Annotated in this window: 20 protein-coding genes; 6 read left to right on the plus strand and 14 right to left on the minus strand. The window is 62.7% G+C overall.

What is annotated here, in order from left to right; genetic code table 11:
- Positions 1-135: 135 nt before the first annotated feature.
- A complete protein-coding gene (gene rpsU, locus ACPFMA_RS02545) occupies positions 136-351 on the minus strand; it encodes a 30S ribosomal protein S21 (protein ID WP_002551877.1) in 216 nt (71 codons plus the stop codon).
- 201 nt (positions 352-552) lie between these two features.
- Between rpsU and tsaD the strand changes: the two genes are divergently transcribed.
- Positions 553-1578, plus strand: a complete 1026-nt coding sequence (gene tsaD / locus ACPFMA_RS02550) for a tRNA (adenosine(37)-N6)-threonylcarbamoyltransferase complex transferase subunit TsaD (protein WP_064302987.1) — start codon at positions 553-555, stop codon at positions 1576-1578.
- On the opposite strand, the gene plsY is transcribed toward tsaD, so the two are convergent.
- On the minus strand, positions 1575-2144 hold the full coding sequence (gene plsY, locus ACPFMA_RS02555) for a glycerol-3-phosphate 1-O-acyltransferase PlsY (RefSeq protein WP_425929635.1): 570 nt from the start codon (positions 2142-2144) through the stop codon (positions 1575-1577). The genes tsaD and plsY overlap by 4 nt on opposite strands.
- A gap of 75 nt (positions 2145-2219) precedes the next feature.
- On the opposite strand from plsY, the gene folB reads away from it, so the two are divergent.
- Both folB and folK read left to right on the plus strand, forming a co-directional pair.
- Positions 2220-2576 carry a dihydroneopterin aldolase gene (gene folB, locus ACPFMA_RS02560; RefSeq protein WP_009404245.1) on the plus strand — a complete coding sequence of 119 codons (357 nt, stop codon included), beginning with the start codon at positions 2220-2222 and terminating at the stop codon, positions 2574-2576.
- Positions 2567-3082: a 2-amino-4-hydroxy-6-hydroxymethyldihydropteridine diphosphokinase gene (gene folK, locus ACPFMA_RS02565; protein WP_425929636.1), complete on the plus strand. Its 516-nt coding sequence runs from the start codon at positions 2567-2569 to the stop codon at positions 3080-3082. Before folB ends, folK begins: the two co-directional genes overlap by 10 nt.
- 109 nt (positions 3083-3191) lie before the next feature.
- Here the strand turns inward: folK and ACPFMA_RS02570 are convergent, their stop codons facing one another.
- The 11 genes from ACPFMA_RS02570 to ACPFMA_RS02620 all read right to left on the minus strand — a co-directional run bounded on the left by ACPFMA_RS02570 (position 3192) and on the right by ACPFMA_RS02620 (position 17285).
- On the minus strand, positions 3192-4421 hold the full coding sequence (locus tag ACPFMA_RS02570; RefSeq protein ID WP_420058623.1) for a multifunctional CCA addition/repair protein: 1230 nt from the start codon (positions 4419-4421) through the stop codon (positions 3192-3194).
- 60 nt (positions 4422-4481) lie between these two features.
- Positions 4482-6044, minus strand: coding sequence for a SpoVR family protein (locus tag ACPFMA_RS02575; protein WP_009404248.1), 1563 nt, complete (start codon positions 6042-6044; stop codon positions 4482-4484).
- Positions 6041-7312 carry a YeaH/YhbH family protein gene (locus ACPFMA_RS02580; RefSeq protein ID WP_425929637.1) on the minus strand — a complete coding sequence of 424 codons (1272 nt, stop codon included), beginning with the start codon at positions 7310-7312 and terminating at the stop codon, positions 6041-6043. The genes ACPFMA_RS02575 and ACPFMA_RS02580 overlap by 4 nt, the downstream gene beginning before the upstream one ends.
- A gap of 141 nt (positions 7313-7453) precedes the next feature.
- Positions 7454-9376: a PrkA family serine protein kinase gene (locus ACPFMA_RS02585; RefSeq protein WP_009404250.1), complete on the minus strand. Its 1923-nt coding sequence runs from the start codon at positions 9374-9376 to the stop codon at positions 7454-7456.
- Positions 9377-9658: 282 nt separating this feature from the next.
- On the minus strand, positions 9659-9988 hold the full coding sequence (gene glpE / locus ACPFMA_RS02590) for a thiosulfate sulfurtransferase GlpE (protein WP_009404251.1): 330 nt from the start codon (positions 9986-9988) through the stop codon (positions 9659-9661).
- Positions 9989-10020: 32 nt separating this feature from the next.
- A complete protein-coding gene (locus tag ACPFMA_RS02595; RefSeq protein WP_425929638.1) occupies positions 10021-10884 on the minus strand; it encodes a symmetrical bis(5'-nucleosyl)-tetraphosphatase in 864 nt (287 codons plus the stop codon).
- Positions 10884-11264 carry a Co2+/Mg2+ efflux protein ApaG gene (apaG, locus tag ACPFMA_RS02600; RefSeq protein ID WP_009404253.1) on the minus strand — a complete coding sequence of 127 codons (381 nt, stop codon included), beginning with the start codon at positions 11262-11264 and terminating at the stop codon, positions 10884-10886. The genes ACPFMA_RS02595 and apaG overlap by 1 nt, the downstream gene beginning before the upstream one ends.
- A gap of 103 nt (positions 11265-11367) precedes the next feature.
- Positions 11368-12174, minus strand: a complete 807-nt coding sequence (gene rsmA / locus ACPFMA_RS02605; protein ID WP_009404254.1) for a 16S rRNA (adenine(1518)-N(6)/adenine(1519)-N(6))-dimethyltransferase RsmA — start codon at positions 12172-12174, stop codon at positions 11368-11370.
- Positions 12171-13160 carry a 4-hydroxythreonine-4-phosphate dehydrogenase PdxA gene (gene pdxA / locus ACPFMA_RS02610; RefSeq protein ID WP_425929639.1) on the minus strand — a complete coding sequence of 330 codons (990 nt, stop codon included), beginning with the start codon at positions 13158-13160 and terminating at the stop codon, positions 12171-12173. The genes rsmA and pdxA overlap by 4 nt, the downstream gene beginning before the upstream one ends.
- Entirely contained in the window at positions 13157-14473 is a 1317-nt protein-coding gene (gene surA / locus ACPFMA_RS02615; RefSeq protein WP_420058621.1) for a peptidylprolyl isomerase SurA, read from the minus strand. Before surA ends, pdxA begins: the two co-directional genes overlap by 4 nt.
- Positions 14454-17285, minus strand: a complete 2832-nt coding sequence (locus tag ACPFMA_RS02620) for an LPS-assembly protein LptD (protein ID WP_425929640.1) — start codon at positions 17283-17285, stop codon at positions 14454-14456. Before ACPFMA_RS02620 ends, surA begins: the two co-directional genes overlap by 20 nt.
- Before the next feature lie 271 nt (positions 17286-17556).
- Here ACPFMA_RS02620 and ACPFMA_RS02625 point away from each other — a divergent pair, with 271 nt between their 5' ends.
- Genes ACPFMA_RS02625 through ACPFMA_RS02635 form a run of 3 tightly spaced genes read left to right on the plus strand, consistent with a single transcriptional unit; the run spans position 17557 to position 20001 of the window.
- Positions 17557-18570, plus strand: a complete 1014-nt coding sequence (locus ACPFMA_RS02625) for an aminoglycoside phosphotransferase family protein (RefSeq protein WP_425929641.1) — start codon at positions 17557-17559, stop codon at positions 18568-18570.
- Entirely contained in the window at positions 18567-19238 is a 672-nt protein-coding gene (gene murU, locus ACPFMA_RS02630) for an N-acetylmuramate alpha-1-phosphate uridylyltransferase MurU (protein ID WP_425929642.1), read from the plus strand. The genes ACPFMA_RS02625 and murU overlap by 4 nt, the downstream gene beginning before the upstream one ends.
- Before the next feature lies 1 nt (position 19239).
- On the plus strand, positions 19240-20001 hold the full coding sequence (locus tag ACPFMA_RS02635; RefSeq protein WP_064302976.1) for a TerB family tellurite resistance protein: 762 nt from the start codon (positions 19240-19242) through the stop codon (positions 19999-20001).
- Here ACPFMA_RS02635 and ACPFMA_RS02640 read toward each other — a convergent pair.
- Positions 19998-20990, minus strand: coding sequence for an alpha/beta hydrolase family protein (locus ACPFMA_RS02640; protein WP_425929643.1), 993 nt, complete (start codon positions 20988-20990; stop codon positions 19998-20000). The two genes, ACPFMA_RS02635 and ACPFMA_RS02640, sit on opposite strands and share 4 nt — an antisense overlap.
- Positions 20991-21055: the final 65 nt, after the last annotated feature.

Genomic DNA, 21055 nt, shown 5'->3' on the forward strand with positions numbered 1-21055 from the left:
GCTGCCCGGGCTGGGAACCAGTCTGGGCGTCTCCGGCGATACGACGGGTGTCGTGGCTGGAGTGAACAGCTTTGCTCGCTGCCGGCAGCCCGGCTTTGGGCCGGGCGAGGCAGAAGCTTGCGACAGACGTCTGTATCAGTACAGACGAACGGCGCGGCGCTGTTCGCGCTGAACTTTCTTGGCGTGACGCTTGACAGCAGCAGCTGCCTTGCGCTTACGCTCGGAAGTCGGCTTCTCGTAAAATTCGCGGCTACGAACTTCAGCCAGTACACCGGCTTTTTCGCAGGAGCGCTTGAAACGACGCAGAGCTACGTCGAAGGGTTCGTTCTCTTTAACTTTGACGGCTGGCATCCAGAGCTACCTTCATTCATTACCGGGGTCAACGAACTCGTGGCAGAAATGTGCACTGGAGAACGTCGGTTTTTAAGGGTTGCGGATGTTAACCCTTAGCCAGCAGGAATGCAAAGCCTCTGATCGAAAACCGCTGGTCGGCACAGGGAGCGAGGACTATCATGCGCGCCTTCGAATTCAGCCTCGACAAGGCAAGGACCCATGCTAGTACTGGGATTGGAAACATCCTGCGATGAAACCGGCGTCGCCCTCTACGACAGCGAACGCGGCCTGCTGGCCGATGCCCTGTTCAGCCAGATCGACCTGCACCGCGTCTATGGTGGCGTGGTGCCGGAGCTCGCCTCCCGTGATCACGTCAAGCGCATGCTGCCGCTGATCCGCCAGGTCCTGACCGAAGCTGGCTGCGCGGCCAGCGATATCGATGCCATTGCCTATACCGCGGGTCCCGGCCTGGTCGGCGCACTGCTGGTCGGTGCGTCGTGCGCCCAGGCGCTGGCCTTCGCCTGGGGTATCCCGGCGCTTGGCGTGCATCATATGGAAGGTCACCTGCTGGCGCCAATGCTCGAGGAGCAGCCACCGGAGTTTCCGTTCGTCGCCTTGCTGGTGTCCGGCGGCCATACGCAACTGGTTCGCGTCGATGGCATCGGCCGCTACGAACTGCTTGGCGAGTCGCTGGATGATGCCGCTGGCGAAGCCTTCGACAAGACGGCCAAGCTGATCGGCCTGGATTACCCCGGTGGTCCGGAAATCGCCCGCCTGGCTACCCAGGGTGTGCCGGGGCGCTTCGTCTTTCCGCGGCCGATGACCGATCGCCCCGGGCTGGATTTCAGCTTCAGCGGCCTGAAAACCTTCGCCCTGAACACCTGGCAGCAGTGCCAGAAGGCTGGAGACGACGGCGAACAGACTCGTTGCGACATCTCGCTGGCCTTCCAGCAGGCAGTGGTGGAGACTCTCACCATCAAATGCCGCCGCGCCCTGAAGCAGACAGGCCTGAAGCGCCTGGTGATCGCCGGTGGCGTGAGTGCCAACAAGGCCCTGCGCGCGTCGCTGGAGGAAATGACTGCCGGGCTCAAGGGTAATGTCTTCTATGCCCGCCCGAAATTCTGTACCGACAACGGTGCGATGATCGCCTACGCCGGTTGCCAGCGTCTGGCTGCGGGGCAGCAGGAAACCCTGGCCATCAGCGTGCAGGCACGCTGGCCGATGGAAACGCTGCAAGCGATTTAGAAGTGGCGCTCCCGGCCTGCGAAGAGGTCACGCAGGTTGCCGCGATGTCGCCAGACGATCAGCAGCGTCAGCAGGGTCATTGGCAGGAGTGCTTCCGGCTCGCGCCAGGCCAGCAGCGGCAGGGTCAGGGGCGTTGCGATCAACGCCGCCAGCGAACTGGTGCGGGTGAGGTAGAAGGTCAGCAGCCAACTGCAAATGGCCAGCAGGGCGGCAGGCGGGTAAAGGCCGAGCAGCATGCCGGCGGCGGTGGCGACGCCCTTGCCGCCGCGGAAGCGGAAGTAGAGCGGGAACATGTGGCCGAGTACCGCGCAAAGACCGATCCAGGCTTGTTGCTGTTGCTCCAGGCCGGCCAGTTGGGCCAGCAGGACCGGCACCAGGCCCTTGCACAGGTCGCCAAGCAGGGTCAGGATCGCCAGTTTCCGCCCCGCCAGGCGCAGCATATTGGTAGCGCCGGCATTGCCGGAACCGCTCATGCGCGGGTCGGGACTGCCGTTCAGGCGGCTGAGGACGATGGCGAAGGACAGAGAGCCAAGCAGGTAGGCGAACATCGCCAGTAACCAAAACATGCTAACTATTCCGGGCAAGGACGCCCCTGATTCTAACGGCGCAAGGCGCCCTTGTCGTGCTGTGGAGAGAAGTGCTTGGACAGAGTGTTCATCGAAGGGCTGGAAGTCGACACCGTGATCGGCGCCTACGACTGGGAGCGTGGCATTCGCCAGTGCCTGCGTCTCGATCTGCGGTTTGCCTGGGACAATCGCCCGGCTGCGGCAGGTGACGATCTGAGCCTGGCACTGGACTACGCCAGTGTGTCCGCGCGCATCCAGGCATTTGCCGAGCAGGCGCAGTTCGAATTGGTGGAAACCTTCGCCGAGCGCCTGGCCAAGGTGCTGATGGATGAATTCAACATTCCCTGGCTGAGCCTCAAGCTGACCAAGCCCGGCGCCGTGCCGGCGGCTACCGGTGGTGTTGGCGTGGAGATCGAGCGCGGATGCCTCTGACACGGGTCTACCTGGGCCTCGGCAGCAATGTCGAGCGCGAGCGGCACCTGACTGCCGGCCTCGATGCGCTGGCCGGTTTCCTCCAGCAGATGGAGTGCTCGCCGGTCTTCGAGAGCCAGGCGGTGGGGATCAAGAGCGGTCCCTTCCTCAACCTGGTGGTGACCGGCCTGACCGACCTGCCGCTGATCGAGCTGGATCGCCGGCTCAAGTTCATCGAGGCCGACAATGGCCGCTATGCCCCGGAGCGCAAGGGCTTGCCGCTGGATATCGACGTACTGATGTACGGCGACCTGCACGGCAACTTCGACGGCCTGATCCTGCCCCGCGCCGAAATCCTCAAGAATGCGTTCGTGCTCTGGCCGCTGTCGTTGATTGCTCCGCAATTGGTGCATCCGGGGGCGGGCAAGAGCATCGCGCAACTGTGGAGCGAGGCACGGATCGATCAGGTGCTGGCACCTGTTCCTTTTCTCTGGCATGAGCGGCAGCTGACAATTGCCGGTAGCTGAGGCCTCATCGCTGCGGTGCGGCGGTCCGACAAGCCATACCGGGTATGCGGCGCCTGCGATCCTGTGGGAGCTGGCTTGCCAGCGATAAGGCCCTCAAAGCCACAGCAGATCAGCCTGCAGCACTCTCCTTGTAGGCCTTCAACGCATTCAGGCGAGCTTTTTTCAGCGCCTCGCCCAGTGCCTGTCCGGTGTAGCCCTGCTCGACCAGCGGCTGCACCGCGACCTTCCTCGCCGCCTCGGCCGCGCCGCGCAGGTAATCCGCCTGCGGATACTGGCGATCTTCCAGTCCCAGCCGTCCCCGGGCATCCATCTCGCACGCCACGATGAATTCCTCGAAACGCTGAGGGCGTCTGTACACATCGAAGCGTTGTAGCAGTTCCAGCAGGGTCGCGGGCTTCAGCTCCAGCGCCCGGTGCCCGTGGGTATGGTACTCACCCACCAGCATCGCCAATTCCTGACAGTCCCGTGGCACCTTGAAGCGTTGGTTGATCTTGTCGATCAGCTTCAGCCCGCGGTGCTCATGAGCGATATGCCGCGGCCATTCGTGTTCCGGTGTAGTGCCCTTGCCCAGGTCGTGCAGCAGGCAGGCCCAGCGTACGGTGAGCGGTTGAGCGTGGCGGGCGGCTTGCTCCAGCACGGCCAGGGTATGGGCGCCGGTATCGATTTCCGGATGATGGGCGGCTGGCTGTGGGACACCGAACAGGCTGTCGACTTCCGGCATCAGCTCGCGCAATGCGCCGCAATCGCGCAGGACCTGGATGAATACCTGGGGATGATCTTCCATCAATGCCCGGGAAATTTCCTTCCAGCTGCGCTCCGGCGTCAGCGCCTGGAGTTCGCCGGAATTGCTGAGCTGACGCATCAGTTCAAGGGTTTCCGGTGCGACGCTGAAGCCCAGCCCGGCGAAGCGTGCGGCAAAGCGCGCTACCCGCAGGACTCGCAAGGGATCTTCGGCGAATGCGGGGGAAACATGGCGTAAAACCCGATTGTCCAGGTCTTTCTTGCCGTTATAAGGATCGGTCAGGTTGCCGTGCTCGTCCTCGGCCATGGCATTGATGGTCAGGTCGCGGCGGATCAGGTCCTGTTCGAGGGTGACCTCGGGGCTGGCGTGGAACGTGAAGCCGCCGTAACCCACGCCGCTTTTACGTTCGGTGCGGGCGAGGGCGTACTCCTCGCCACTTTGCGGGTGCAGGAACACCGGGAAATCCGAGCCCACGGGACGAAACCCTTGTTCCAGCATCTGTTCGGCCGTGGCACCGACCACCACCCAGTCATGGTCGGTGACCGGCCTGCCGAGCAGGCGATCGCGAACGGCGCCGCCGACTTTGTAGATCTGCATGAAAAACCTCCGTAGATGCCCCACAGGATAACCCGTGTGGCCTCTCGGAGGCGTTTGGCGTTACAGGTGCACCACGGCGAGATCGAGGCGGCCGTGGTCGCCGTCGCCGTGTTCACCCTTTGGGGGGACGTGGTGGGTTTTCATGATCTGGTCGCCCTGCAAGGTTTCCAGGTGGATATCGAACCCCCAGAGGCGGTGCAGGTGCTTGAGCACTTCCTCGGTGGAGTCGCCGAGCGGCTTGCGGTCATGTTGCTGGTGGCGAAGGGTCAGGGAACGGTCGCCGCGGCGGTCGATGCTCCAGATCTGCACGTTGGGCTCGCGGTTGCCAAGGTTGTACTGGGCGGCGAGGGTTTCGCGAATGACGCGGTAGCCGCTTTCGTCATGGATGGCCGGTACCAGCAGGTCGTCGCGTTGGTCGTCGTCCATGATGCTGAACAGCTTGAGGTCGCGAATCACCTTGGGCGAGAGGTACTGCAGGATGAAGCTTTCATCCTTGAAGCTGCTCATGGCGAATTTGATCGCCGACAGCCAGTCGCTTCCGGCGATCTCCGGGAACCAGCGGCGGTCTTCCTCGGTGGGGTTCTCGCACATGCGGCGGATGTCGGTATACATGGCGAAGCCTAGGGCATAGGGGTTGATGCCGCTGTAGTAGGGACTGTCGAAGCCCGGCTGGAACACCACGCTGGTATGGGACTGAAGGAATTCCAACATGAAGCCGTCGGTGACCAGGCCTTCGTCGTACAGATCGTTCATCAGGGTGTAATGCCAGAAGGTGGCCCAGCCTTCGTTCATGACCTGGGTCTGGCGCTGTGGATAGAAGTACTGGGCGATCTTGCGCACGATGCGCACGATCTCGCGTTGCCACGGTTCCAGCAGCGGCGCGTGCTTTTCGATGAAGTAGAGGATGTTCTCCTGCGGCTCGGCGGGGAAGCGTGCGGTGTCCTTTTCGCTGACCTTGTCCGCGCTTTTCGGAATGGTGCGCCACAGGTCGTTGATCTGTTTCTGCATGTGCTCTTCACGGTCCTTCTGCCGCCGCCGCTCCTCTTCGGCGGAAATGGGGTAGGGCCGTTTGTAACGGTCGACGCCGTAGTTCATCAGGGCGTGGCAGGAGTCCAGCAGATCCTCGACCGCATCGATGCCGTGACGCTCCTCGCACTGGGTGATGTACTGCTTGGCGAACACCAGGTAATCGATGATCGAGCTGGCATCGGTCCAGGTACGGAACAGGTAGTTGCCCTTGAAGAAGCTGTTGTGTCCGTAGCAGGCATGGGCGACCACCAGCGCCTGCATGCAGATGGTGTTTTCCTCCATCAGGTAGGCGATGCACGGGTCGGAATTGATCACGATCTCGTAGGCCAGGCCCATCTGGCCTCGGCTGTAGGATTTTTCTGTGCTGAGGAAGTGCTTGCCGTAGGACCAATGGTGGTAGCCCAGCGGCATCCCTACCGATGCATAGGCGTCCATCATCTGCTCGGCAGTGATCACTTCGATCTGGTTGGGGTAGGTATCCAGGGCGTAGCGCTCGGCCAGGCGGCTGATCTCTCGGTCATAGGCCTGGATGAGCTCGAACGTCCACTCGGACCCGGTGGAAAGCGGTTGGCGTTTCTGCTCTCTGGCGGTCATGTCACTAACCTGCGCTGGAAGAGTTCACGGAAGACCGGATAGATATCACCGGCCGACACCAGCTGCTGCTGGGCGAACGTATCAGGGAAGGCTTCGCCGATGCGTTCGTATTCGAACCACAGTGCCTGATGTTCCCGGGGGGTGATCTCGACGTAAGTGTAGTACTGGACGAACGGCATGATCTGCTTGCTGAGAATCTCCCGGCAGATCGGCGAGTCGTCGTTCCAGTTGTCGCCGTCCGAGGCCTGGGCGGCGTAGATGTTCCATTCGTTGGCGGGATAGCGCTCGGCCATGATCTCCTGCATCAGCTTCAGGGCACTGGAGACGATGGTGCCGCCGGTTTCCCGGGAGTAGAAGAATTCTTCTTCGTCCACTTCGCGGGCGCTGGTGTGGTGGCGGATGAAGACCACTTCGATACGGTCGTAGTTGCGCTTCAGGAACAGGTACAGAAGGATGAAGAAGCGCTTGGCGATGTCCTTGGTAGCCTGGGTCATGGAGCCGGAGACGTCCATGAGGCAGAACATCACCGCCTTGGAACTGGGGTTGGGGTGCTTGACCAGCAGGTTGTACTTCAAGTCGAAGGTATCGAGGAACGGAATGCGATTGATCCGGGCGATGAGGCGTTCGATCTCCGCTTCGATTTCCTGGATATCACCGAAGTTGTCCGGTTCTTCCCGTTTCAGGCGCGCAAGCTCTTCCCGGGCTTCACGCAGCCGGGCCCGACTGCTGCCGGACAGGGCGATGCGCCGTGCATGAGCCGAGCGCAGGGTGCGGATGATGTTGATGCGTGACGGGTTGCCCTCGTTGCTGATGCCGGCACGGACGGTCTTGAAGGTGTCGGTACCGGTCAGGTGGCGCTTGACCAGGTTGGGCAGTTCCAGGTCCTCGAACATGAATTCGAGGAATTCCTCCTGGGTGATCTGGAAGACGAACTCGTCCATGCCTTCGCCGGAGTTGCCCGCCTTGCCACGACCACCGCCGCCTCCGCTGCCCTGCGGCCGGGGGATGTGTTCGCCTGCGGTGAACTCCTTGTTGCCCGGGTGGACGACAGTCTGCTTGCCGCCACGGCCATGGTGCAGCACCGGTTCGTCGATATCGCGGCCAGGGATGCTGATCTGCTCGCCATGCTCCATGTCGGTGATGGAGCGGCGGCTCACAGCCTCCTCGACGGCTTTCTTGATGTGATCACGGTAACGCCTCAGGAAGCGCTGGCGGTTGACCGTGCTCTTGTTCTTGCCATTCAGGCGTCGGTCGATGACGTAGCTCATAGGCCCTCCGGTAGCTGGGGTACAGCTGCAAGCTTTAAGCTACTAGCTGCAAGTAAAAGCATCCGCCACGGACCCGCGCCGTGCGGTGTGCAGGAGCACACCGCGAATGGCTCAAGGCTTGTGGCTTATGGCTTGCCGCTTTTACTGGGACTTTCTGACCCGCAGGTACCATTCCGACAGCAGGCGAACCTGTTTGTCGGTGTAGCCGCGTTCCACCATGCGCGTGACGAAATCGTTGTGTTTCTGCTGGTCCTCCTTGCTCGCCTTGGCGTTGAAGCTGATGACCGGCAGCAGGTCCTCGGTGTTGGAGAACATTTTCTTCTCGATCACCACCCGCAGCTTTTCGTAGCTCAGCCAGGTCGGGTTCTTGCCGTTGTTGTTGGCACGGGCACGCAGGACGAAGTTGACGATCTCGTTGCGGAAATCCTTCGGATTGCTGATGCCGGCCGGCTTCTCGATCTTTTCCAGCTCTTCGTTGAGGGCGATGCGGTTGAGGATTTCGCCGGTCTCCGGGTCGCGGTATTCCTGGTCCTGGATCCAGAAGTCTGCATAGAGCACGTAGCGGTCGAAGATGTTCTGACCATACTCGCTGTACGACTCCAGGTAGGCGGTCTGGATTTCCTTGCCGATGAACTCGATATAGCGCGGGGCCAGGTATTCCTTCAGGTAGCGCAGGTAGCGCTCGCGTACTTCGGCCGGGAACTGTTCCTGCTCGATCTGCTGTTCCAGCACGTAGAGCAGGTGCACCGGGTTGGCCGCCACTTCATGCGGGTCGAAGTTGAAGACCTTGGACAGGATCTTGAAGGCGAAGCGGGTCGACAGGCCGTTCATGCCCTCGTCTACACCGGCGGCGTCGCGGTATTCCTGGATCGACTTGGCCTTGGGATCGGTGTCCTTGAGGTTCTCGCCGTCATACACGCGCATCTTCGAGTAGATGTTGGAGTTTTCCGGCTCCTTGAGGCGCGAGAGCACAGTGAACTGGGCCAGCATCTTCAAGGTGTCGGGTGCGCAATGGGCCTTGGCCAGGGAGCTGTTGAACAGGAGCTTGTCGTAGATCTTGATCTCGTCGCTGACCCGCAGGCAGTACGGCACCTTGACGATGTAGATCCGGTCGATGAACGCCTCGTTGTTCTTGTTGTTGCGGAAGCTGTGCCACTCCGATTCGTTGGAGTGGGCCAGCAGGATACCGGAGTAGGGGATCGCGCCCAGGCCTTCGGTACTGTTGTAGTTGCCTTCCTGGGTGGCGGTAAGCAACGGGTGCAGGACCTTGATCGGGGCCTTGAACATCTCGACGAATTCCATCAGGCCCTGGTTGGCCCGGCACAGTGCGCCCGAGTAGCTGTAGGCGTCGGCGTCGTTCTGTGGGAATTCCTCCAGCTTGCGGATATCCACCTTGCCCACCAGGGCCGAGATGTCCTGGTTGTTCTCGTCGCCCGGCTCGGTCTTGGCCACGGCGATCTGGTTGAGGATCGAAGGGTAGAGCTTGACCACCTTGAACTGGCTGATATCACCGCCGAATTCGGCCAGGCGCTTGGTCGCCCAGGGGGACATGATGGTATTGAGATAGCGCCGCGGGATGCCGAAGTCTTCCTCGAGAATGGCACCGTCCTCGGCGGCATTGAACAGCCCCAGGGGCGACTCGAACACCGGCGAGCCCTTGATGGCGTAGAAGGGCACCTTTTCCATCAGTTGCTTCAGTTTTTCCGCCAGGGACGATTTACCGCCGCCGACCGGGCCGAGCAGATAGAGGATCTGTTTCTTCTCTTCCAGGCCTTGGGCGGCATGGCGGAAGTACGAGACGATCTGGTCGATGCACTCTTCCATGCCATGGAAGTCGGCAAAGGCCGGATACCGGCGAATCACCTTGTTGGAGAAGATTCGCGACAGCCTGGAGTTGTTGGAGGTGTCGACCAGTTCCGGCTCGCCGATGGCCATGAGCAGGCGCTCGGCCGCGGAAGCGTAGGCGCTGCGGTCGGTCTTGCAGAGCTCCAGGTACTCCTGTAGCGAGAGCTCCTCCTGGCGGGTGGACTCGAAGCGTTGTTGGAAGTGGCTAAAAATACTCATGACGTCACCTCGCTCGATACGTGAGGCCGACGCCGGATCAGTCAGCTGATGCTGGCATGCAATCGCGATGGACGATTGCTGTATACCCCCCAGAACACCCTGAAATCGCTACCGATGACCCGCACGCCGGTGTACCGGCTCTCCCCTTTTTTGGATGGCCTGGGCTTAAGGATAGTTGGTTCTCGGGGAGGTCAAGGGCGGATGGCGGATAAGTTCGCCATGACCGTTCGTCCGGTCAGGCGCGAGCCCGCACAGGACGCGGGCTGCGGGGGCGGAAAAAAATTATTCCGGGTTTCCCTGGCTGGTTTCCGACGGAAAGGTGCCGCGCCACAGTTCAAAGCCTCCGTCGAGGCTGTAGACATCGGAAAAGCCCTGGCTGGCCAGGTACGCCGCTGCGCTCTGGCTGGAGTTGCCGTGGTAGCAGACCACCACGGTCGGTGCGTCGAGGTCGGCGCCGCGGATGAAGTCGGCCACGGAGTGGTTGTCCAGGTGACGGGAGCCGGTAATGTGGCCGTTCGCATAGGTTTGCGGGTCGCGGATATCGACCACGACCGCACCTTGCTCGCGCAGTGCCTGGGCCTGTTCGGGAGGGATGCGTTTGAATTCGCTCATTGCACGGTTTCCTTCAACGATGACGGGCCATTCTAGCTGTTTGCCGGCGGTGGGGAAGGACGGGTGGCAAGGACCTTTTCCTTTTGCTCGCATTCGCAACGGTGCATTTCCCCGCTGTCGACGTTCATCAGGGTCATGGCTCCTCCCCAGACGCATCCGGTATCGAGGGCATACACGCCGGGAGCATCACAGCGTCCTTCGAGGGCGGCCCAGTGTCCGAAGATGATCTTCACGTGCCGCGAACGCCGGTCCTTGTGCGCGAACCATGGCTTGTAGCCAGGCGGCGCGGTGTCGGCGCCTTCCTTGCCCTTGAGGTCGAGCTTGCCCTCGGCGGTGCAGAAGCGCATGCGCGTGAAGTAGTTGGTGATTACCCGCAGGCGCGTGACGCCGGTCAGGTCCTTGTTCCACTTGGCCGGGTCGTTGCCGTACATGCCATCGAGGTATTGCTTGATGCGCAGGTCGTCGCGCAGCACTTCCTCGACTTCCGCAGCCAGCCCCAGGGCCTTGCCCAGGGTCCATTGTGGCGGAATACCGGCATGCACCAGCACTGTGCCGCGCGGCTCGTCGAAGTGCAGCAGCTTCTGCCGACGCAGCCAGTCGAGCAGTTGCGGCGCGTCCGGTGCCTCGATGATCTCGCGCAGCGTGTCGCTTTTCTTCAGGCGTTCGATGTTGTGCCAGACCGCGAGCAGGTGCAGGTCATGATTGCCCAGCACGCAAACCAGCGAGTCGCGCATGCCATAAAGAAAACGCAGGGTTTCCAGGGACTGCGGGCCACGGTTGACCAGGTCGCCGACCAGCCACAGGCGGTCGACGGCCGGATCGAAGTTGACCCGTTCCAGCAGGCACTTGAGCGGTTCAAGGCAACCCTGCAGGTCACCGACGGCATAGGTGGCCATCAGTGCAGGGCTCCGGGCACGGCCAGACGGAACGGCGCAATGGTGGCTTCGAAGCGTTTGCCGTCGCGCGCGAACATCTGGTAACTGCCCTGCATGAAGCCGACCTTGCCGGAAATGACGGTGCCGCTGCTATAGGTATGGCTTTGACCCGGGGCGATCAGCGGTTGTTCACCGACAACACCATCACCGCGCACCTCTTCTTCCTGGCCGTCACTGTGGGTGATCAGCCAGCGGCGGGACATCAACTTGGCGGCCACGCTGCCGTTGTTGGTTACGGTGATGGTGTAGGCAAAGGCATAACGGTCTTGTTCCGGTTGCGACTGCTCGGGGAGGAAACGGGTGACGACGCTGACGTCGACCTGGTACAGGGGATCGGACATGCGGAAGAGCCTTCAAGACGAACGGATGCGGCCATGGAAGGTCAGTCTAGGCCATGGGCAGGGCCCCCGGCCAGCCTGGTGGCCAGGCTGGCCGGGGTTCGCATCACCTGTTGGCGGACTGTTCAGCCAGCTTGTCCGCGAGGCGGACGAAGGCAGCCAGGTCGAGCTGTTCGGGCCGCAGGCTGCCATCGACGCCGGCGGCTTCGATAGCCTGGCTGTCGAGCAGGGCCTTAAGGGTGTTGCGCAGGGTCTTGCGACGCTGGTTGAACGCTTCGCGGACGATGCGCTCGAGCAGGCGATGGTCCTTGGCCGGGAACGGCAAGGTCTCGTGGGGGACCAGGCGCACGATCGCGGAATCCACCTTCGGCGGCGGATTGAAGGCACCGGGGCCGACATTGAACAGGTGCTCCACGCGGCAGTGGTACTGCACCATGATCGACAGGCGTCCCCAGTCACCGCCACCAGGACCCGCCGCCAGACGCTCGACCACTTCCTTCTGCAGCATGAAGTGCATGTCGCGGATCAGCTCAGCGTTGTCCAGCAGGTGGAAAATCAGCGGCGTGGAGATGTTGTAGGGCAGGTTGCCCACTACCCGCAGCGAACGCGGCGCGGCGCCCAGGGTGGTGAAGTCGAACTTCAGCGCATCGCCCTGGTGCAGGCGGAAGTTGTCGCGGCTGGCGAACTGCTGGTTGAGAATCGGGACGAGGTCCTTGTCCAGCTCGACCACGTCCAGTTGCGCGCCGCTGCCCAGTACGCCTTCGGTGAGGGCACCCTGGCCTGGGCCGATCTCGAGGATGTGCTCGCCGGCCTTGGCATTGATGGCGCGCAGGATGCGGTCGATCACGCCTGCGTCGTGCAGGAAATTCTGGCCGAAGCGCTTGCGCGCCCGGTGTTGGTATTGCTCGGTCATAGTCGGGTCTCGGCCATCTGGTAGGCGGTTTCCAGGGCGACCTGAAGGCTGCCGGTGTCGACCTTGCCGGTGCCGGCCAGGTCCAGGGCAGTGCCGTGATCCACGGAAGTGCGGATGATCGGCAAACCGAGGGTGACATTGAGCGCCGCGCCAAAGCCCTTGAACTTGAGCACGGGCAGGCCCTGGTCGTGGTACATCGCCAGCACTGCGTCGCAGTGCTCCAGATATTTGGGGGTAAACAGTGTGTCGGCGGGCAGCGGACCGCGCAGGTCCATGCCTTCGAGGCGCAGGCGCTCCAGCGTCGGCTCGATGATGTCGATTTCCTCGCGTCCCAGATGCCCACCCTCGCCGGCGTGCGGGTTCAGGCCGCAGACCAGGACCCTTGGCTGGGCGATACCGAATTTCTGCTGCAGGTCGGCATGCAGGATCCGTGTGACCCGTTCCAGGCGCTCGACGGTGATGGCGTCGGCCACGTCGCGCAGGGGCAGGTGGGTGGTGACCAGGGCGACGCGCAAACCGCGGGTGGCGAGCATCATCACCACCTGGGCGGTATGGGTCAGTTCGGCGAGAAATTCGGTATGCCCGGAAAACGGGATTCCACTCTCGTTGATCACGCCCTTGTGCACCGGTGCGGTGATCATGCCGGCGAAGTGCCCGTCCAGGCAGCCTTGACCGGCGCGGGTCAGGGTTTCCAGGACGAAGGCGGCATTGGCCTTGTCCAGCTTGCCGGGCACTGCCGGCCTGGCCAGCGGCGTATCCCAGACGTACAGGCTACCGGCCTTGGCCGGCGCATCGGGGAAGGCATCGGGACTGACCGGCAGCAGGTCGACGGCCACGCCCAGTTGCGTGGCCCGCTCGGCGAGCAGGTCACGGCTGGTGATGGCGATCAGGGGATGTGGCTGGGCTCGCGAGGCGAGCAGCAGGCACAGGTCGGGACCTATGCCTGCGGGTTCGCCGGGGGTGAGGGCGAAGCGCTGCAGTTTCACTGGGTTGCCTGTTCGGCGCCAGGAAGCTTGATTTCAACGTAGGCTTCGTCGCGGATCTGACGCAGCCAGCTTTGCAGCTCTTCGTCGTACTTGCGATTGCGCAGTACGGTCATTGCCTGTTGCTCGCGGGCCTGGGCGGTGCTGTCGGTGGCGCGACGGCCGAGGACTTCCAGGACGTGCCAGCCGTATTGGGTCTGGAATGGCTTGGACACCTGGCCCTGCGGCGAGCTGGCCATGACCTCGCGGAACTCCGGAACCAGGTTGTTCGGGTCGACCCAGTTGAGGTCGCCGCCGTTGAGTGCCGAACCCGGGTCTTCCGAGAAGCTTTTCGCCAGTTCGGCGAAGTCTTCGCCCGCCTGGATGCGGTCGTACAGGCGCTGCGCGAGGATCTTGGTCTCGGCTTCGCTGCGGATCTCGCTTGGCTTGATCAGGATATGGCGAACATGCACTTCGTCACGCAGTTGGGTCTGGCCACCGCGTTTCTCTTGCAGCTTGAGGATGATGAAACCGCCCGGGGTGCGAACCGGCTCGGTGACGTCGCCCACGGCCATGGTGCTGAGCATGCGATCGAACGGAGGTGGAAGCTGGGCTGCCTTGCGCCAGCCCATCTCGCCGCCTTCCAGCGCGGTTTCGCTGGCGGAACGGGCGATGGCCAGCTGGGCGAAATCGGCGCCTTGCTTGAGCTGCTGGTAGATCTCGCCAGCCTGGCGGGCTGCCGCCTGGATAGCGGTGGAGCTGGCGCTTTCCGGGGTCGGAATCAGGATGTTGGCGAGGCGGTATTCTTCCGACAGCTGCATCTTGCCCAGGTCAGAGGCGAGGAAGTTCTTCACTTCCTGCTCGGAGACCTGGATGCGCTCGGCAACACGACGCTGGCGCACGCGGCTGATGATCATCTCGCGACGGACCTGCTCGCGAGCGTCGTTGAACGACAGGCCATCATGGGCCAGGGCAGCGCGGAACTGCTCCAGGCTCATGTTGTTGCGCTGGGCGATGGTGCCGATGGCCTGGTTCAGTTCTTCGTCGGTGATGCGGATGCCGGAGCGCTCGCCGATCTGCAGTTGCAGGTTCTCGACGATCAGGCGCTCCAATACCTGCTGATCCAGCACGCTGGCGGGCGGAACGGCGCCGCCACGCTTGGCGATGGTCTGCTGGACCTCGTGGACGCGCTGGTCCAGCTGGCTTTGCATGACCACGTCGTTGTCGACGATGGCGACGATCTTGTCCAGGGTCTGCACCGCCGCATGGGCGGTGCTGCTCAACATCAGAGCGCCCAGCATCAGCGGGCGCAGACAATCAATAAGCTTGGTCTTCACGTGCACGGTAACCTTGAATGCCTTTATCGAGGAAGCTCTCGACCTTATTGCCCACCACGCCACCGAGGCCTTTCAGCACGATCTGCAGGAAGACGCCGTGGTCGCCTTTTTCGTTTTGCGGGGTTGCCTGGCTGTAGTCGTCGTAGTCAACCCAGTAACGGTTGATCAGGCGCAGTTTCCAGCAGCAGTTGTCGTATTCGAAACCGCCGAAGGCTTCGAGGGTACGGTTGCGGTTGTAGTCGTGCTGCCAGCGAGCGATCGCGGTCCACTGCGGAACGATCGGCCACATGACGGAGAAGTCATGCTGCTGGATCTTGTAGTAGTCCTTGACGTAGTTCGGATCGCCGGGGCTGCCGTAGTCGCCACCGCCTACCTGCCATTGGCCCGTAGTGCTGTTGTAGGAAACGGTGTCGTTGCGGTAGCGATAACCGAGGTTGACCAGCTTGTTGACGTTGTCTTCCGGCTGGTAATGGAACATCGCGCTGCCCGAGCGGGTGCTGCGGCTGTCCGGATCCCAGTTGAAATCAGAATTGAAGCGCCAGTCGCGGTTGAAGCGGTATTCGTATTCCAGCGCGTATGGCGAGACATCGGATTGCGCGTCGCTCCGGGTACGGTAGTCGATGCCCGGCAACTGGACCTTGCGGTCCTTGAAGTACACGGCCTGGCCGATGCTGAAGCGCTGGCGCTCAAAGCCGTTTTCCTCGATCCAGCGGTTGGTCACGCCGAGGGACAGCTTGTTCTCGTCACCGATGCGATCGATGCCGCTGAAGCGATTGTCGCGGAACAGGGACGAGTAGTTGAATGTCGACTCGCTGCTGTCGAAGATCGGGATATCGCTCTGCTTCTCGTACGGGACATAGAGATAGTAGAGGCGCGGCTCGAGCGTCTGGTTGTAGTTCTTGCCGAACCACTGGGTGGAACGATCGAAATACAGACCGCTGTCGACGCTGAAGATCGGGATGTCGCGTGACTGCGAGCTGCTGTAATCACCACGCAGGCGCAGGGTTTCAGCGCTTGCGCTGGCGATGTCGCGTTTGCCCTTGGCATCCAGGTCAAGATCGTAGTAGGTGTTTACGTACTTGAGGGATGGGGTCAGGTAGCCGTAGTTGGCCTTCATCGGCAGACTGATTTTCGGTGCCGCATTGAGGCGCGTGCCGTTTGCCCGTGCTACGCCGAATACGTTTTCATCAAGGCGTTGTCCTGGAATACCACCAGCAGAGGTGTCCAGGTTACCGTCCTTGTCGACCACCAGATCGTCTTTCAGATCACGATCGAAGCGAACAGCCTCGGTTTCATAGCTGAACTCAAGACCCGCCGGGTTGTACGGAAGCTTGCCGTTGAGGAAGACCTGCGGCAGCCGATCGTATGGAGTTATCTGCGAGATGGTTGCCATTTCGTAGGCATGGACATTCAAGCCGGCCGTGTAGCCATTGCCACGATAGGTCAGTGCACCTCGCTGATTGAGGGTGTCACGGTTCTCAACGCCGATCTGGTCCGACTCCAGATCCTGGAAGTAGAACGGATCACTGATGTCGGTGTAGTCGACTTCAGTCATCAGGCGCGAATCAAGGCCGCCCTTGTGCTGCCAGTTGACCATCCAACGCTGGTCTTTGTAGTCGGTCTGCTTCTTGCGATCATCGTCCTCGTCATTCAGCCAGGCACCACCGAACTGCCCTTCGCTGCTCGGCGTCAGGTAACGGAACTCACCCTCCATCAACAGGCCACGCTTGGCCATGTAGCGTGGATAGAGCGTGGCGTCGTAGTTCGGCGCAAGGTTGAAGTAGTACGGCGTGACCAGCATGAAGCCGGTGTCGCTGCTGGTGCTGAACGATGGCGGCAGGAAGCCGGACTGGCGACGGTCATCGATCGGGAAGTAGATATACGGTGTGTAGAGCACCGGAATATCCTTGACCCGCAGGGTGACGTTGGTCGCGGTACCGAAACCGGTGGCCGGGTTCAGCGTGATGTTGTTGCCCTTGAGCTGCCAGGCGTTGCTGTTCGGCTCACAGGTGGTGTAGGTGCCATCCTTCAGGCGGATGATGGCGTTCTCGGAACGCTTGGCGTACAGCGCGTTGCCGCGGATGTGCGACTTGTGCATCACGTACTCGGCGTTGTCGACCTGGGCTTCGCCGGTGTCCAGCTGGATCTCGGCGCGATCGCCGACTACCAGCGAGCCGTTGTCGCGGATCTTCACGTTGCCGACCAGCTCACCGCGGTTCTCGGCCTGGTACAGGTTGGCCTCATCGGCCTCGGCCTGCATGCTGCCTTGGCGCATGACCACGTCACCGGCGAGGGTGGCGATCTGCTGTTCCTGCTGGTAGCGGGACACCTTGGCACCGAGGAAGGTCGGCGACTCGTCCTTCGGCGTGGTGTCGTTCATGCCCGGGCGCACCGGCTCGATGTAGGCGCCGGAGCAGTACGGGCCGGTCTCGGCGAGCTGGGCCGGGGTCAGCTTCTCGCGAGGCACCCAGTCCAGGTGGCTGTAGTCGGCGCTGCGGGATTTCAGACCGCGGCCCTTGGATTCGGTGACCAGGACCGGTTTCGGACCACGGTCCTCGACGGCCGTGCCATCGCTGGACTGTTCCGGCGTGGCATTGGCCGAGCTGACCGCGGCACCGTCATGGATCGGGCGAGGCGGCAGCTGGGTGGCGCTGGTCTTGGGCTTGCAGTCCCATCCGCCGGAAGCGGAAACCTGGCAGTCGAACTGCTCGGCAGCGACTACATAGGAGGTCGCCAGGGGTTGCAATGCCAGCAGACCGCCGGTGACCAGCAACGGGAATTTTTTACGAAACGCGGGGGATTTCAATGCCATCTTATTAGTCCGGGCTTCCTGCGTGCCATCTGCCCGCGTGTGGGGCCGCACGCCTCTCGATGGTCTGAAAAAGATGCTGGATGATAAAGCATGCCCCGCTTGACGGCTAGGCTCTGTAAGAAATGCATCCTGCTTGCATCAGGTGCATCGAAAACGGCTCGGAATGCGCATTTACAACCAGTAAACTCCGCTTCCTTGTCCGTTTTCGCCTCGCCTGGCCTGCGCATGATTACCCTCGATACAGCGCCCAGGGCCTTCGGAGACCCTTGCAATGCCCGATCACGATGTACGCCTGCAACACCTGACCGTCTGGCTCGATGAGCAACTGGCGAATCTGTTTCGAACCCAGGGGTGGGGCCAGGTTCCCGCAGGCAGCCTGACCGCCGCGAGCAGCGATGCCAGCTTTCGCCGTTATTTCCGCTGGCAGGCCGACGGCCGCAGTTTCATCATCATGGACGCGCCGCCACCCCAGGAGAACTGCCGCCCCTTCGTGGCGATCGCCCGCTTGCTGGCGACTGCCGGCGTCAATGTGCCGGTGATCCATGCGCAGGACCTCGAGCGCGGCTTCTTGCTGCTGAGCGACCTGGGCAACCAGACCTACCTGGACGTGATCGACGCCGGCAACGCCGACGCCCTGTTCGACGATGCCATCGACGCGCTGCTGGCGTTCCAGCGCCTGCCCCTGGACGCGCCTCTGCCAAGTTATGACCTGGCGCTGCTGCGCCGCGAGGTCGAGCTGTTTCCCGAGTGGTATGTCGGTCGCGAGTTGGGCAGGACCTTCGACCAGCACCAGCTTGCCCTGTGGCAGCAGGCCAGCAACTTGCTGATCGACAGCGCCCTGGCCCAGCCCAAGGTGCTGGTGCACCGCGACTATATGCCACGCAACCTGATGCGCAGCGTGCCCAACCCGGGTGTACTGGATTTCCAGGATGCGGTCTACGGCCCGGTCACCTATGACATCACCTGCCTGTTCAAGGATGCCTTCCTCAGCTGGCCGCAAGCGCAGGTCGCCGCCTGGCTGCGGGATTACTGGGAGCGGGCGCGGGCCGCGGGTATTCCGGTGCAACCCGTATTCGAGGACTTCCACCGCGCCAGCGACCTGATGGGCGTGCAGCGTCACCTCAAGGTGATTGGCATCTTCGCCCGTATCTGCCACCGCGACGGCAAACCGCGCTACCTGGCCGATGTCCCGCGGTTCTTCTCCTATATAGAAGAAGTGATTTCCCGCCGGCCGGAACTGGCCGGGCTGGGCGAGCTGATCGACAGTCTCGGAGTGCGTTCATGAAGGCGATGATCCTTGCGGCCGGCAAGGGCGAGCGGATGCGCCCGCTGACCCTGCATACGCCCAAGCCGCTGGTGCCGGTCGCCGGAGTGCCATTGATCGAATACCACCTCAAGGCGCTGGCTGCAGCGGGCTTCAAGGACATCGTGATCAACCACGCCTGGCTCGGTCAGCAGATCGAGGATCATCTCGGCGATGGTTCGCGGTTTGGCCTGGACATCCGTTTCTCCGCCGAGGGCGAGCCGCTGGAGACCGGCGGTGGCATCTTCAAGGCGCTGCCGTTGCTGGGGGACGAGCCGTTCCTGCTGGTCAACGGCGATATCTGGACCGACTACGATTTCGCACGCCTGCACCAGCCGCTGCAAGGCCTGGCTCATCTGGTGCTGGTGGACAACCCCGGCCATCATGGCGCCGGTGACTTCCGTCTGGTCGCCGGGCAGGTCGAGGACGGCGCCGGAGCCGACGAAACCCTGACCTTCAGCGGTATCTCGGTGCTCGATCCGGCGCTGTTCGCCGGTTGCGAGGCCGGCGCGTTCAAGCTGGCGCCGTTGCTGCGTGCAGCCATGGCCGACGGCAAGGTCAGTGGCGAGCACTTCCGCGGCCACTGGGTGGATGTCGGTACCCTCGAGCGACTTGCCGAAGTCGAGCGCCTGCTCGCCGAGCGTCGTTGATATGTTGTGGCCGAGCACAGTGATCGGAGCCGGAGCCGGCTTCGCCGTTGCCAGCATTCCTGGCGCGCTGTTGGGAGCCCTGCTCGGGCAGGCGATGGACCGCCGTTTGCAGTTGCACAGTTGGGCGCACCTGCGGGAAAAACTCGGTGGTCGTCCGGTGCTTCGCGACGACGAGGTGCTGTTCGTGCTGCTGGGGCGGCTGGCCAAAAGTGACGGGCGGGTGGTCGAAGCGCATATCCAGCAGGCGCGCCAGGAAATGCAGCGCCTGGAAATGAACGACGACGCCCGCAGGAAAGCCATCGCGGCATTCAACCTCGGCAAGGCCGGACGGGAGAGGGTCGAGGGCTACCTGCAACGGTTGAAGCAACAGCCCCATGCCGCAGAAGGGGTGTTGCGTGCCTGTTGCCGCATGGCCTGGGCCGATGGCCGCGCTGGGCGTGACGAGAGGGAGTTGCTGCTGCACTGGGGCCGGCAACTGGGCTGGTCAGCGGCCAAGGTGCAGGCCCTGGCGGGCGACTATGAACCGCGCAAGGCGGTGCTGGAAGGGCCCGGCAGCTACGCCGAGGCGTTGCGACTGCTGGGCGTCGGCCCGGACACCGTGCCCAGCGAGATCAAGCAGGCCTATCGTCGCCTGGTCAGTCGCCATCATCCCGACAAACTGCAAGGCAGCGGGGCCAGTCCGGCCAAGGTACGCGAGGCGACCGAACGTACCCGCGAGCTGCACCAGGCCTACGCGATCATTCGCAAACGCCTCGAGTTCTAGTCCACGTTGCTCGGGTTCAGCCAGCCACGAATCCGCCGGAACAACTGCTCTTGCTCGGCAGAGCGGTTGCCGGGCATCGCGGTCAGGGCGACCTGCTTGTAGGTGCTGTCCTTCAGGCGCTTGCTGGCTTGCAGCCGCTGCTGTGCTGCCTGACGGGCCGATCCCTGATCGTTGTAGTAGACGTCTGCGGTGGGCACTTTCAGCGACGGCGTCAGGCTTTCCAGGCTGTGTTCGGCCTTGATCGGCGCCTGCGCCGACACCATCACTAGTTTCTGCACTTGCGCCGGCTGGCGTTCGCTCAGGTAGCGCGCGGCCCAGTAGGCGCCGGTGCCGTTGCCGAGGATTACCACGCTGCGCGCGTTCTGCTGCTGGGCATAGGCCACGGCGGCATCGAGGCGGGCGAAGATGCGCTCGGCGTCGGTGTTGTCGCTGCTGGCGTCGGCGGGTGGGCTATCGCTGGTTTCCGCGTCGGTCTCTGGCGCCGTGGCCTGAGCGATGTTGGCGTTGGCGTCGGCCGGTGTGTCCTTGGCCGGAGCGGCCTTGCTGGTGTCTTCTGCCTGGGGTGCCGGGGCCGGGCTTTCGGTACGGGCCACCGGGCTGTCGGTCAGCAGGTCGGGCAGGGCCAGGCTGAGGGTGCCCCAGCCCGCATCCGGGAACTTGCGCCGCAATGGGCCGACGGTCTTCGGCCAGTCGGCGGTTTCGCCGGCGCCGGCAAGGAGTACCAGCACGCCGTGGGGCGCCGGATCATTCGCCGGTTTCCACAGGGCGAGGAAGCTGTCGCTGCCTGCCAGCAGGGTTTGTTGCTGTTCCTTGGGCACCTGGCGCTCCAGGGCGATGGCGTCCTCTTGATTGCGCTCGATAAGGGCCGGGCGTTGCACCGTGGCATCCGCGCTGCTTTCTGGCGTTTTGCCGTCCTCGGCATGGGCGCTGCAAGGTAGTATCAAGGTCAGGCATAACGCAGGAAGCGTTGCGCGATAAAGTGAGAACATTGATCGATCCAGGCCAGATTGAGACCGGCAGCCTAATGGTATTTGTCCGGGACGGCCATGCTCGG

This window comes from Pseudomonas sp. NyZ201 (assembly GCF_049860765.1).
Classification (GTDB): domain Bacteria; phylum Pseudomonadota; class Gammaproteobacteria; order Pseudomonadales; family Pseudomonadaceae; genus Aquipseudomonas; species Aquipseudomonas bharatica.

Bases quoted from the DNA above. Each gene is read 5' to 3' on its own strand.
- rpsU (WP_002551877.1), bottom strand. From the start codon at position 351: ATGCCAGCCGTCAAAGTTAAAGAGAACGAACCCTTCGACGTAGCTCTG.
- tsaD (WP_064302987.1), top strand. From the start codon at position 553: ATGCTAGTACTGGGATTGGAAACATCCTGCGATGAAACCGGCGTCGCC.
- plsY (WP_425929635.1), bottom strand. From the start codon at position 2,144: ATGTTTTGGTTACTGGCGATGTTCGCCTACCTGCTTGGCTCTCTGTCC.
- folK (WP_425929636.1), top strand. From the start codon at position 2,567: ATGCCTCTGACACGGGTCTACCTGGGCCTCGGCAGCAATGTCGAGCGC.
- ACPFMA_RS02570 (WP_420058623.1), bottom strand. From the start codon at position 4,421: ATGCAGATCTACAAAGTCGGCGGCGCCGTTCGCGATCGCCTGCTCGGC.
- ACPFMA_RS02575 (WP_009404248.1), bottom strand. From the start codon at position 6,044: ATGACCGCCAGAGAGCAGAAACGCCAACCGCTTTCCACCGGGTCCGAG.
- ACPFMA_RS02580 (WP_425929637.1), bottom strand. From the start codon at position 7,312: ATGAGCTACGTCATCGACCGACGCCTGAATGGCAAGAACAAGAGCACG.
- ACPFMA_RS02585 (WP_009404250.1), bottom strand. From the start codon at position 9,376: ATGAGTATTTTTAGCCACTTCCAACAACGCTTCGAGTCCACCCGCCAG.
- glpE (WP_009404251.1), bottom strand. From the start codon at position 9,988: ATGAGCGAATTCAAACGCATCCCTCCCGAACAGGCCCAGGCACTGCGC.
- ACPFMA_RS02595 (WP_425929638.1), bottom strand. From the start codon at position 10,884: ATGGCCACCTATGCCGTCGGTGACCTGCAGGGTTGCCTTGAACCGCTC.
- apaG (WP_009404253.1), bottom strand. From the start codon at position 11,264: ATGTCCGATCCCCTGTACCAGGTCGACGTCAGCGTCGTCACCCGTTTC.
- rsmA (WP_009404254.1), bottom strand. From the start codon at position 12,174: ATGACCGAGCAATACCAACACCGGGCGCGCAAGCGCTTCGGCCAGAAT.
- ACPFMA_RS02620 (WP_425929640.1), bottom strand. From the start codon at position 17,285: ATGGCATTGAAATCCCCCGCGTTTCGTAAAAAATTCCCGTTGCTGGTC.
- ACPFMA_RS02625 (WP_425929641.1), top strand. From the start codon at position 17,557: ATGCCCGATCACGATGTACGCCTGCAACACCTGACCGTCTGGCTCGAT.
- murU (WP_425929642.1), top strand. From the start codon at position 18,567: ATGAAGGCGATGATCCTTGCGGCCGGCAAGGGCGAGCGGATGCGCCCG.
- ACPFMA_RS02635 (WP_064302976.1), top strand. From the start codon at position 19,240: ATGTTGTGGCCGAGCACAGTGATCGGAGCCGGAGCCGGCTTCGCCGTT.
- ACPFMA_RS02640 (WP_425929643.1), bottom strand. From the start codon at position 20,990: ATGTTCTCACTTTATCGCGCAACGCTTCCTGCGTTATGCCTGACCTTG.